This is a genomic window from Capnocytophaga sp. oral taxon 863 str. F0517, from assembly GCF_000466425.1.
GTDB lineage: Bacteria > Bacteroidota > Bacteroidia > Flavobacteriales > Flavobacteriaceae > Capnocytophaga.
The window spans coordinates 1-12,765 of the sequence record NZ_KE992185.1 but is presented as its reverse complement, the minus strand read 5'-3'; the positions used below and the strand labels follow the sequence as shown (position 1 = coordinate 12,765).

Sequence of the window (12,765 nt, the reverse complement as noted above, 5' to 3'; positions counted from 1 at the left end):
TTACTATTCTCACCTCGTACCCCGAACTTGAGAACTACCTATCACCTTTTATGGATGCTTGGCAGGGTGGTGCACAAGACCAGCTACAAGGGCAGATAGCCAGTGCTAAAATCCCCCTTTCCCGAATGATTTCGCCTCAACTCTATTGGGTAATGACAGGCGATGATTTTTCGTTGGATATCAATAACCCCAAAGAACCTAAAATCCTTTGTGTAGGCAACAATCCTGATAGGCAGAATATCTATTCAGCAGCTTTAGGTTTGTACAATTCACGTATTGTAAAGCTCATCAACAAGAAAGGACAGCTCAAATCCTCTGTGATTATTGACGAGTTGCCTACTATTTATTTTAGAGGCCTAGACAACCTGATAGCCACAGCCCGAAGCAATAAAGTAGCCGTTTGTTTAGGATTCCAAGATTATTCACAGCTCACTCGTGATTATGGCGATAAGGAAAGTAAGGTAATACAAAATACAGTGGGGAATATCTTTAGCGGACAAGTAGTAGGGGAAACTGCTAAAACCCTTTCTGAACGTTTTGGAAAGGTATTGCAGAAAAGGCAATCTACCACGATCAATCGCAATGACACTTCTACCTCCATATCTACACAATTGGATAGTTTGATTCCTGCTAGCAAAATATCCAATCTTACCCAAGGAATGTTTGTAGGAGCTGTTTCTGACAATTTTGACGAGCGTATCGAGCAGAAGATATTCCACGCTCAGATAATAGTGGATAATGAGAAAGTAGCCGCTGAGACCAAAGCCTACCAGAAAATACCTCAAATCCTCTCCTTTGAAGACGAAAATGGAGAAGATCAAATGCAACAACAAATCCAAGCTAATTACAAGCAAGTAAAAACTGACATTATCCAGCTCATCACCGACGAGCTCTCTCGCATTGAAAACGACCCTGAATTAGCACATTTGATAAGGAAAGAAGAGGAAGGGGAATAATCTCTCTATTGGTTTTATTTTCTTAGCAGTGGTGCATCAGGTAACCATTCATAATCAATCTTTCGGTAGTTTCTTAGAATTTTGTATTTATCCAAAGGTACTAAAAACACCGAAATAGAATCTGTTAGTATTCTCTCTTTGAACAAATCCTCCTTAGAAATAAACAAGATTTCTGAGGGGATTTTTAATTCTGTCAAAGTAAGAGTAAACTTTTCTACAAATCAGTCATAATATTCAATGCTTTCGATTTTAATTCCTTTTTTGGGTATTTCAATAAATCTCTATTTTACACAATCTACTTCCCATATTTTACTTAAATTGGTGAAAAAATCTTTCTCTGAATTATTTTCAGTTGCTATAGGAGTATTTATTAATTCTACTTGCTAGTTGAAAAGTTCAAAAAAATAAAAAAAGCAAAGCAAAAAATTTGTATATTTGTAATTGAAACCGTTTAATTTTTTTCTATAATAAAGTAAGAGTTTCCGAAAAATTAGTAATTTTGCATTTAAAAAGAATACCAAAATTCAGGAACTTTAGGCAAAGATACAATAAATAAATGGATTACTCTCTTTTTAAGAGTAGAAAAATAGGAATCAAAAGTAATTTTGATTTAGCTTCAATATTTACTAAAATTTTTATCTATTACAAAGAAAGTTTTAGTAATTTTATTACTTGATAATATAAGGAGTATTTTTTAGTTAAGTATTTGATTTTTAAAACATAAAAGTAGCTAAAAACATTTTTTATTACAAGAGAAAGTAAATTTCCTTATATTGAACTCATGTTAATTATAAATATCTCCAAATTTTGTATCTTTGCACCTAATAAAGAACCTAATTAATGATACATCTTAGATAGATGCAAAATTGAGAACTTTTTTACATACACAAGAAGTGAATTATCTTTTTTCGAATGTAGATTTTCCCTCAAAAAGTCTCTCTAATTTCAAAGATATTATATTTTTTTGGATTTTTTAAGCATATGAGGATTTATGGACTAATTTTTTTATCAAGTTGTCTTCATGTTTTTTCCCAAGAAGAACGACCAATTACCACAGCTTTCCCCTTTTTACTAATAAGCCCTGATGCAATAGCCTCTGGAAAAGGAGATATAGGAGGAGCTTCTGATCCTGATACCTTTTCACAGTATTGGAACTCTTCTAAATATGTCTTTTCTGCCCAAAAATCAGGGATAGGTATGAGTTATACTCCTTACCTAAACAAACTATCACGCGATATTTTTTTAGCCAATATCAGTTATTATCGAAAAGGAGATAGAGACGCTTTAGGGAGTAGTTTCCGATATTTTAGTATTGGTGAGATTCAGCAAACACAGCTTTTAGGCAATGAGATATACAAATTGGGCAACTTCCTTCCTTCTGAATGGTCGTTAGACCTTTCATACAATTTAAAATTGAGTGAACATTATTCTATGGGGGTTACAGCTCGATATTTACACTCGAATTTACACTTTCCTACAGAGGAAAAGAATATAGCTCAAGGAGTTTCTTTTGATATTTCAGGTTATTATATTTCTGAAAAGCATCTTATTGGAAATTGTTTCGGAAACTATAAGTGGGGATTTCAGATTTCAAATATAGGTGGTAAAATAAAGTATGACGATTTAGGACAAACATTCTTTCTTCCTACAAATCTCAAACTAAGTGGAAACTATACCCTTTCTGTAGATAATGAGAATGATATGTCTCTACTTTTAGAATTTAATAAATTACTAGTCCCTTCTGATACACAAAAATACAAAGAAAAGGATTTTTTAGAAGGTGCTCTTACTTCATTTAGTGATGCTTCAAATGGTTTTATAGAAGAAATACATGAAATTTCTTTGGCATTAGGATTTGAATATACTTATTTACAACATTGGTCGCTCCGTACGGGCTATTTCTATCAGCACAAAAACAAAGGAGATAGAAAATATCTCACCATTGGGACAGGGGTTAATATATCCCATTGGCAGTTTGATTTTTCTTACCTTTTTTCTACTGCTCAAACGATTAATCCATTGAGTAACTCTCTTAGAATTTCATTACAATACACTTTTTAACCGCATTCTCTTTTGAGAATATAACAAAAACTCCTGTAAGTAACAGGAGTTTTTGTGAAAATAAAGGAGTAATACTAATCATCAATAGGATTTTTAAACATCTGTAATGCTTCTGATGATTTTTTATCCCCTGGTAAGGTATATATGAGTTTGATGTAATAATCCCCTTTTCTCATAGGTGTAAAAGTATTTTTTAGGAATTGATGTGCTGGACTTGAGAAAGGTACTATTCCTTTGCTTACATCATTAGAAATTTGGCTGATAATATCTACAAAGTCCATCTTATAAGCCAATGCTAAATCATATTGATAAGGAAAATAATTTTCTACTCCTTGTGAGAAAATCTCATTTTGTATATTGGTTAAATACTTATTATCAATAGAAATTGCCTTTGAGGGTACTTGTCCCCACTCTTTTGTATCTCTTCTTAACTGATATTTTCCAGCAATTGGCAATTGGCTATAGAAAGTAGGATTTATGTATTGCTTAAAATAAGCATCCTGTAAAGTAGCTTCTACTGCAATTAGAGGTTTTTTCTTAGAATACTCATTACCTACAAGGTCTACTACTTCAAAAGGTTCTGATTTTTGAAGGTTGTTAGCAAGAGAAATTACATCAGAGTATTGTATTATAAAATTGTAATGAGAAACTTTGATAGCTTTTATTTTCTCATTAAATGTTTTATACTTACTAGTACTGAAATCATACGTTAATCGTTCTATTTCACCTTCTTTACTTAATGATTGTGCTTGTTTTTGCAAGACCTCATAATCATTACCCTCTTCTTGAGTTCTCTTTACATTTTCAGTAACCTCTCTCTTTTCATCTTTTGCATTAGTTTTTACAAGTTTACTGAAAAAGCTAACTTTATAAACTGACTTTGTCTGTAGTTTAGGCATAGCAAAAGTAATCTCATTAGCATCATTGTTATAAACAAATGCCACCTCTTGTGCTTTATGAGTTTGATTATCTATAATTTTCACTCCATTTTCCCATTGATTACCTTCAAATAGATAGTCTTGTCCTTGTTTAAGTTTTACATACCCTTGTTCAAACTCATCTTTTAAGAAAAATTTTTGTGATACTACGGGGTAAGCATATTCTATATTTTGTAATGGAATATAATTAGGTGCTGTACCTGTTGTAAATGTGCGTTCTTCAAGTTCTTTAGCTACTTGTCCGTTTTGGGTGATAGGTCTGAATATACCTCTCTCTTGTTTTTGGAAGCTAACTTCTACTTGCACTTTAAATTTCTTTTTAGGAGATAAAATATCTTCAGGGATAAAATTAGCTCTATCTTTCAAGTGTGACCATTCTAATCTACCTTTAACTTCTTGATTTTTCTCATCAATAACTTTGAATTTTTCAAGAACTACTCTATAAATATTCTTTCCATTACCTTCTGGAATTTCAAAAGGTTCATTCACTTTCATTGAAAACGTGGCCTGAGGTATAGCAAATACATCTACATCATTACTGTTATTTTTAGGAGACACATCAGCAATAAGCTTCATTCCTTCAAGAGCTCCACCAGCCCCTCCAAAGTCACATTGTTCGCCTATAGTTACTTTGAAATTGAACTTTCCTTTGATAAGTCCTCCTAATACATTCATTTCACCTCCTACATAACCTCGGAACCATACAGGATTAGGCAATTTAGCTTGCATTAATACAGCTGCTCCAGCTGAAATAATAGGGACTCTCATATTAATAAAAAGCAACTTTACACGTACTCCTAACTCACCTTGCAAATAAGCATAAGATTGTCCATTAGCATACCAACCATCTATACCCACTTTTCCAGCTGTATTTTTACAAGATGCTTCTCCATAATTCTTAAGCATTATGTCAAATCCAACGCCTGCTTTAAAATTAGCATAGAAAATTAAAAATGATAAATCACCAGTATCAATACTTAAATCAGAGCCAAAGGCAAAACCTCCCGCATTAGCTAAAGCGTTTTCATCCCGCATATAATTGAGTTCCTGAGCTTCTACTCCTAAGAGACTTGCTACATTAGTAGGGGGTGGTGGAGAAGCAGGTAATTTTGTACCTGCCATAAGATAAGAGGTCGTTCTAAGTGAAACACCTGCTACACCCATTTTTATACCTATCCTATCATCAGGTGTACCAATGTGTAAATACCAATCGTTAGGGTCTTTATGAAAAACAGCCCAACCTGCTCTACCTGCTTCCCCTACACCTGAAATAAATCCTGCATTGATATACACATCAAGAGTACCATGTGTAGTTTGATTGGCTATATCAAACTGTATAGCTGTTTTGAATTGTATAGTAGCCTTATTATCAGGAGTAGTAGGTATTGCTTTCTCAGCAAGAGGTAAGAAACGTTTTTCAAAACTACTGCGTTTTTCATTATTAGTTTCTATACCTAAAAAGGCAGCTTTATTTTCCAAATTCCTTGATACTTTTGAAACTAAATTTTGTACGTTTTCCATTCCTGGAATATTAGCCAAAATATTTCCTTTTCCATAAATAGCAGAAAAATCTAATCCTCCATTTTTGTTGAATAACATTTCAAAAGCAGCTTCTCCATTGAAAGCCTTGTCTGAACCTATTGCAAAACTCACTAATGCTTTTAGTCCTAATCCTCCTTCTTGATAAGGTTCATACGTAAGTCCTGAGGGAGAAAATTCAGTAGGGGCAGCGAGTGCATTTCGTTTCATATTGTAATAAGCACCGCCTCCAAAGCCATTGATAAAATAGCCTGTTGAAATCTTAGCACTAGCATCAAAATACCAATATCTAAATTCTTTTTTACCGAAAATAGCTTTAGCTTTTACCTCACAAGCCCCTTTGATTTCTACTTTTAAGTCGGCATTAAATCCGTTACCATATATAGGGTGATTTTCGAGTAAATCAAGCTGACCATCCATAGAAAATCCACAAAAAGAACCTTTTATAGCTATAGCTGAAAGGTCTAAGCCTTTGAATTTATAGTTGTAGGTATGATTTTCTGAAGTTAGCTCTCCTAAAATACCAATATTAGCTCGAGCAGAAAGTTCACTTTTATCCATTAGGTTTAGTGCTACATCAAAATACACATCCGCTCTATTATCTAAAGTTCTCACTTCTATACCTTTGATACTTACAGGAAAATTACTAAAAGAAGCATCATTTTTATACCCCATACTTCCTACTGAAATCATAGGAGAAATGGTTTGCAATTTCAAGTTTTCAAAAGTAATTCCTTTAAAATCTACAATACTATTTGCCTGCTGATTTTCTTGTGTTTCTTTTTGTATAGTTTTGTTGGCAGCAAAATTCATATTACCGTGTAAAACAGCTTTAGGAAGAAAATGATTATTTTCTACTTTGAACTCTATGGAACTATTTTTATAAAGAGAGGCTTTAGCTTGCCAAAGGTCAAATTGTATCTCATCAGTTGTTATTACATTTAAACTATATTTTTCCTCTGAAATCAACCCATTGTATTGCAAGCCCAATTGCTCTATATTTTTGTTTTCAGAAGCGTTGGTAATAGGGAGCAGTATTTTTCCATTAAAATTAGCTTTTACAAACTCACCTGTTTCTATTTGTATCTCAATATGGTCTAATGAATATGCCCAAGCATTATTTTTATCAGTAATACCTTCTTTCAAGGGGAATATATTATCTCCAGAAAAGACCCCTGAAACACCAAACTTATCAATGATAAGACCTTTAGCTGAAAATTCAATACGCTTTCCACTTTTAGCAGTTGATTTTGTTTTAAATTCAGAAGGAAGTCCTATTGAAAAATTATCAATATACACTCCTTTCCAACTCTCTTGTGCAGGGAATAATAAACCTTTGGTGTTGTACACATTAGGAAAAACAACAGAAGGGTCATTTTTTATATCACTTACATCAAGTACAGCTTTTGAGACTAAAAACTGAAAATTGCCATTGTAGTCTGTTCCATTCTGTTTTTTAGCCAGTACAAAAGGAGAGAGAGATACATTCATTATCAAGTCATTCCAAGCTGATGCTGTAATACTAAAATCACCTCTTACTCTGTTAGGCGCTTCTATAACACGTCCATTAGACAAAGTTACTGCTACGGTTTGTTTAGCTTCATTCACCATTCCATTTTCTATAGGAAGAATAAGTTCTCTTGAGAACTCAACGGCTCCTGATAGGTGAAACTCTTTAAACCCATCACAGTCTATTATTGCATAAGTTAAATCTTCACTTTGTCCTGTTTCTTTATTAAAACCTCCGTAAAGAGTAAGTTGCCAAGCATCTTTATGGATAGGAATAGCTATGTCGCCGAGCAAAGCTAATTTGGCATCTCCTATGATACCTCCACTGTGAGAGAGTTTGACATTATTTGCTCCAAAAAATAAAGAAATAGGACGGCCATCCTCTCCCTTTTGAGGAATATCTACTTTAGCAAATACCTGTAATTCAGTATAGTCAGAATGTAGTTCTGCCTTTATAATCCCTATCGAGTAGGTAGCATTATCACCTCCCTTACGAGTTTTTATACCAATAGGCAGAGAGGTAATATTTTGAGAAGATAAATTATCTACCCACAATCCTTTCCTTTCTATTTTCTGCATTTGTTGAGCAGCATTCTCAGAGGTAAGGTCATTGTTATTAGTATTTTGTCCCAAGAGTAAAGAACACCAGAAACTAAAAAAAACAAAAGATATAGATGAAAATATATTTTGCATTGTATTATATAATTTTAAGGTGAAACCATTTTAAAAACTATAGCTATAATTTACATTTAGTGTTATATCTTCAGCTGATTTTTGCTGAGAACTTCTAAACATCTGCATTCCATAGAATGAAAAATTGTGCTTTTCAAGCAGTACATACGACACATTACACTTGATACCTAAAACACTATTTCCAAAAGTGTCATTTGTTCGATTATAAAGCGTTCCTAAACTTGTATTGAGCTTATTTTCAAAGAATTTTTTGGCGATTGTAACACTCCCACCATAAAAATCGGTTATCTCTCTCCCTACTTTGTTTTGAGTGTAGTTGGCAGAAGTATTTACATTCATTTGCAGAGATGAAAAGCTAATGGTATGAGCAGCATTGTAATTTTGCACCAAACTGGCTTGTCCTCTGCCGATAATACCTCCTTGTTCATTTGCTTGTCCTGCAATAGAGTAGTTGAAATTCACATTCTGACTTTTATCTTTTCCAAAAACATAATTCATATTCACATTTCCGTTTTGAGAAAGCTGGCGATAAGTAAGTGTATCGGCAGGATTCATATTTGGGGTGTTGATATAGTCAAACTCGTTTAAACGGCGGTTAGTAGTGGATGTAAAATTAGAGTATGAGCCTGATACATTTAGTTTTTCTGAAATCTTTGCATTCAGATTTGCACTTCCTACTAGTCTTACAGAGGTTTGATTTTTCTGTTCTTTTAAATTGTCGCGTTGGTATCCCAATTGAGTGGCTATACTTATACGATCTTTGAAAAACGGACGGGCAAATGTAAGAGAAATATTCTCTAAATCATTATTGAAATACATAGCTCCAAAAGTACGATAAGTAGGATCAATATTCTCATATACAATTCCTACATTTGCTTTTCCAATCAGATAGTTTAAACGGGCATCAAAAGCCCTACTTTTGGAGGTGGAAAGCAAATAATCTAATGAATTATCCTCAGTTTTATGAGGGGTCTTTTCTTGAATGATAGAAAGTGCATATTGTACTTCTAAGCTCAAGTTTTTTACAAAAGTTGTGGCAAATTTTAACGCATTAGCATAATTAGACTTGGGAGAAATATCAGTAGGATGTTCCAATGAATTTTTAACGTCCCAAGCGTATAAGCTACTAAATTCTATCTTATATTTTTCTTTGTCAAAATTAAGCTTCATAGCTGAACCATATCTCTCAAAAACAGCTGCTTGACCTATATTTTTATCTTCTTCTACTGCTTTGAGCAAGCGCCCTCCCATTGTGCTAAATTTCAATGCTCCTTTAGGTGTTAATTCTAGCCCTACCCCACGAAAAGGGTGTCCGTTGAGCGTATAAGGAGAGTAAGTGAGAGTATGGTCGCCTAAGTACAATTTTATCCATTTGTACTTAGGAGCAATACTAAATCTATTAAAGTCAAAAGGGACTTTATAGTTCAGAGCATTTCCTTGATTGGTAATAGAGTAACTCACAGGCATTGAAAATGTAAGAAAGCTAAAATTCAAACTTCCTGTAAGCATATAAGTAAAGGTACTTTTTTCAGTAGAAGAATTAAAAAACATAGCATCAGCATTGACGCCTCCACTTACTCTAAACTTTGTATCTTTAGTCATCGCCTCTATGTCTAAATCTTGAGCATTGGTACCAAAAGATATACACAAAAGTCCTCCCAAAACCATATACTTTAATAATAGTTTCATTATCTATTTATTTTTGAACTTTTATATCACACAAAATATATGAATTTTCTGCACCTTTACTTACAAATTGTTTTATTTTGATAGCTCCCTTTCTACCATCGTGGGTTTGAAATAACACTATTCGAGGCAGCGTATTGGTAAATGCTTGTGCTCCCGCTGCCGAATGTGTAATGGAAAGTGCACGTAAAGGGGTATCATTTGTCATTGCATTGAATTTTTCTTCAGTGAAGTCAAGCCCGCAATTGCATATTTCTTGTGAGTTTACAAAAACAGTAGTTTTTGCTCCTGTAATAGGGAAGAAAGCATATTTTTGTGCCTCAGTTGGAGATACAAATTTATTGCTTGCAAAAGTAGGGCTACCTCCTTGAAAAACTATATCTATCAAAGGGACATTTTCAGCGGTAATATCTTTAGAGAAAAAAGATTTCTTCAGTTTTGTGGAATAGAAAGCTGCTACTTTTTCGCTGTTATGAGCATAATTAATTCCTAATTTTACATTTTCTAATACATAAATACCAGTATCAGGATATACTGTAATTTGTTTCTGTAAAGTTTGAGTTGTTTTACCATTAGAGGCTACAAGTATTATAGTATAAGTACCAGCATTAGTATAGGTTACTTTAGGATTTACTTCAGTGGAAGTATTGGGAGTGCCACCTTGAAATGTCCATTGGTATGAAATAGCATTTTCAGTTTTATTTTGCAAGGTGATATTTACGGGCACTTGTAAATCCTCATCCTCAATAGGTATCTGCCAAGAAAAAGCAGGTTTAATAACAGGTTTTACCTCTACAAAATCTGAAAAAGTTTGACGATCATACCCATTAGAAACTTCTAAAGTTATTTCGTGTTTGCCTTCTGTAGAAAAGACCACTGTAGGAGGTGCTTTACCTTCAAAGGTTTCAGGAGTGCCTCCTTTAAAAAGCCATTTATAAGTGAGGTTCTCTCCCTGAGTAGTATTAGTAAACTTTACCATTACAGGAGGGTAGCTATTCATTACAATCTCTTTTGTAAAGCTTGCTTTTTTGATAGCATCTTTTATTGTGATAGTTTGCTCTTGAGTATCTGATTCTTTATACTCGTTAGTAACTGTTAGCTTTACTTTGTATGAGCCGTGTTGTGTATAGAGCACTTCAGGAGATTTTTCAGTAGAGGTATTAGGCGTACCACTTTCGAACTCCCACTGGTAATGCTCTCCCCCAGAAGAGGTATTGTTCATCTTTACATAAACAGGTACTGATTCATCATCATTTCTAAAACTCATTTGAAAAGAAGCCTTCACAGGAATTTCTGTCTCACGATAACAAGAAACTACTGTAAAAACTATTAAACAAATGGTAAAATATCTGTATAAACTCATCGTTATTGTTTTTTTGATTTTATTTGTTATTTCTTTTGTTCGTCCTAAAATTAGTTAGTCCGTAGATTTTCAAAGAAGTAGTAAGCTACTTTCTTTGTTTATCGTATATCTTTAGCCTTTGCTTTTAAGACTTATCACTATAAACTTATTTCAGTACAAGATAAAGCAAATATTCTATTCTTCTCTTTCAAAAATATGTAAGGTATGATTACTATCTAAGATATAGACCTTATTTTCTGAGACTTTTAAATCTCTAAGGCGTGTAAAACTATTATCTCTTTCCACTACTGCAATAGGCTCTGAAATATAGATAATTTCCTTGGTGCTGATGTCTAAAATACCAAATTTTAGTTTTTCAGCAAGATAAAAATACAATAAATTATCTTGAACAACATAACTTCCTGCAGTATCATTTGCTTTTTTGATGTTGTACTTTTCAAACTCTTCTTGTAAGCCATATTGAGTAACAAAAGGAGGCTCTTGGGTTAAATCTATTTCAATAAAGACATCCATAGCCATACCAAGAATTTTTCCTTTTTCACTATTTAAGAAATAATCACTTCTAAAAAAATCTTTTCCTTTGCAAATAGTTTTTCCTACAGTTTGATGATATTCGGGAATATGGTATTTCAATTCTCCTGTTTCAATATCTAAGCCTATAAAGCCTCCTATCTCTATAAAAGCCCAAAAAATATTGTTGTATATACCCATAAGTTTATATACCTTAAAATAATTTTCTTCATCCCAGGAATTTTTCCACTTTCCAAATGAAGCAAGAGAAAACTCCCACAGATGTTCTTTCTTTTGAATAGAAAAGGCTCTGATAGACATTACATCATCATATATTTTACTTTATATATATATATATATTCATTTGAAAAAGCTCTTATAGAAGACCTATCTATATATTCAAGCTCTATAAGATTATCTTTTTTGTCTATGAGAATAGTTTTTTTACCATCTCGGTTGTAAGCTATGTAAAATTCAGATAACTTATAGAAGACTCTGTTTTTTCCTTCTTCTATTAATTCTAAATTCTCATCGAAGATTTTATAATTATCTTCCCATTCACTGAAATAGAATTTATTGTTAAAAACAATGATTGGATCTAAAGGCGTTTTGTAAAGCATTTGCTTTTTTTTGCCACATTGGAATTCGTGTGATGTATTGATGTAATAAGGTTTACCTTTATAGATAACATAATCTCTTACATTATCTATTTTAGAAATTAGTTTAAACATTTTATTGTGATTTTATAAAGTTATAGAGTGCTGAATTTGTATCGTCTATTATATTTTTAAAATTTATAATTCTTTTCTCTTGCTCTAAGATATCTAAACTTTCTTTTAGTTTAGGACTCATAACCTCTAAAATTTCATCACTATTACGTTTAAACAATTCTTTAAAAGCTTGTTTTACTTCATTTACATTAACTTTATTACTGTTGATCACATAAGCTAAATCTTTCATTTCGTCAACTTCTTGTAAATAACTTTCAAATTGTTGGATAAAACCTTTATCATTAGCTATTTTACTCCACGTTTCAGTATTATAGCTTTTGAACTCTTCAAATAAAGTTTTTTGTCCTTCCCTAAACTTCACATCATAACGGCAGTTGGCACAGATATCATCTAAACCTTTTTCAAACTTCATATCTAAATGCTCAATGTTTTCAGGTGTATATTTCTTAGGGTTTTTCTATGTTTTTAAATGAAAGTAAAAGTAATAAAACAAGAACTATTCTTCTCTTTCAAAAATATGTAATGTATGATTACTATCTAAGATATACACCTTATTTTCTGAGACTTTTAAATCTCTAAGGCGAGTAAAACTATCATCTCTTTCCACTACAGCAATAGGCTCTGAAACATAGATAATTTCCTTGGTGTTGATGTCTAAAATGCCAAATTGTAATTCTTTGTCATTATAAAAATACAATAAATCTCCTTGTAAACTTGTATTTCCATTAACCCCATATTTTTTCAAGTTCATTTTTTCCATTTTATCCCACATACCATAT

The 12,765-nt window shown here is 32.6% G+C and carries 8 protein-coding genes and 1 pseudogene; 2 read left to right on the top strand and 7 right to left on the bottom strand.

Annotated elements, in window-relative coordinates:
- Nucleotides 1–956 (top strand): TraM recognition domain-containing protein (locus HMPREF1551_RS13065; protein ID WP_021629662.1); only part of this gene is annotated, 956 nt, incomplete at its 5' end.
- A 981-nt stretch (nt 957–1,937) separates the two neighbouring features.
- On the top strand, nt 1,938–3,017 hold the full coding sequence (gene porV, locus HMPREF1551_RS13060; RefSeq protein ID WP_021629660.1) for a type IX secretion system outer membrane channel protein PorV: 1,080 nt from the start codon (nt 1,938–1,940) through the stop codon (nt 3,015–3,017).
- Nucleotides 3,018–3,091: 74 nt separating this feature from the next.
- Here porV and HMPREF1551_RS13055 read toward each other — a convergent pair whose 3' ends face one another.
- The 7 genes and pseudogenes from HMPREF1551_RS13055 to HMPREF1551_RS13025 all read right to left on the bottom strand — a co-directional run.
- Nucleotides 3,092–7,696 carry a hypothetical protein gene (locus tag HMPREF1551_RS13055; protein ID WP_021629659.1) on the bottom strand — a complete coding sequence of 1,535 codons (4,605 nt, stop codon included), beginning with the start codon at nt 7,694–7,696 and terminating at the stop codon, nt 3,092–3,094.
- 30 nt (nt 7,697–7,726) lie between these two features.
- Entirely contained in the window at nt 7,727–9,385 is a 1,659-nt protein-coding gene (locus tag HMPREF1551_RS13050; RefSeq protein WP_021629658.1) for a hypothetical protein, read from the bottom strand.
- 7 nt (nt 9,386–9,392) lie between these two features.
- Entirely contained in the window at nt 9,393–10,745 is a 1,353-nt protein-coding gene (locus HMPREF1551_RS13045) for a PKD domain-containing protein (protein WP_034544774.1), read from the bottom strand.
- A 174-nt stretch (nt 10,746–10,919) separates the two neighbouring features.
- Nucleotides 10,920–11,576 (bottom strand): hypothetical protein, encoded by a 657-nt coding sequence (locus HMPREF1551_RS13040; protein WP_021629656.1) that lies wholly within the window; start codon nt 11,574–11,576, stop codon nt 10,920–10,922.
- A complete protein-coding gene (locus HMPREF1551_RS13035) occupies nt 11,576–11,986 on the bottom strand; it encodes a hypothetical protein (RefSeq protein ID WP_021629655.1) in 411 nt (136 codons plus the stop codon). The genes HMPREF1551_RS13040 and HMPREF1551_RS13035 overlap by 1 nt, the downstream gene beginning before the upstream one ends.
- 1 nt (nt 11,987) lies before the next feature.
- Nucleotides 11,988–12,398: a hypothetical protein gene (locus HMPREF1551_RS13030; RefSeq protein WP_021629654.1), complete on the bottom strand. Its 411-nt coding sequence runs from the start codon at nt 12,396–12,398 to the stop codon at nt 11,988–11,990.
- An 84-nt stretch (nt 12,399–12,482) separates the two neighbouring features.
- Nucleotides 12,483–12,765: pseudogene (locus HMPREF1551_RS13025) on the bottom strand (hypothetical protein); the annotation flags it as partial.

Coding starts and splice junctions, on each gene's coding strand:
- HMPREF1551_RS13050 (WP_021629658.1), bottom strand. CDS start 9,385: ATGAAACTATTATTAAAGTATATGGTTTTGGGAGGACTTTTGTGTATA.
- HMPREF1551_RS13045 (WP_034544774.1), bottom strand. CDS start 10,745: ATGAGTTTATACAGATATTTTACCATTTGTTTAATAGTTTTTACAGTA.
- HMPREF1551_RS13055 (WP_021629659.1), bottom strand. CDS start 7,696: ATGCAAAATATATTTTCATCTATATCTTTTGTTTTTTTTAGTTTCTGG.
- porV (WP_021629660.1), top strand. CDS start 1,938: ATGAGGATTTATGGACTAATTTTTTTATCAAGTTGTCTTCATGTTTTT.
- HMPREF1551_RS13035 (WP_021629655.1), bottom strand. CDS start 11,986: ATGTTTAAACTAATTTCTAAAATAGATAATGTAAGAGATTATGTTATC.
- HMPREF1551_RS13040 (WP_021629656.1), bottom strand. CDS start 11,576: ATGTCTATCAGAGCCTTTTCTATTCAAAAGAAAGAACATCTGTGGGAG.
- HMPREF1551_RS13030 (WP_021629654.1), bottom strand. CDS start 12,398: ATGAAGTTTGAAAAAGGTTTAGATGATATCTGTGCCAACTGCCGTTAT.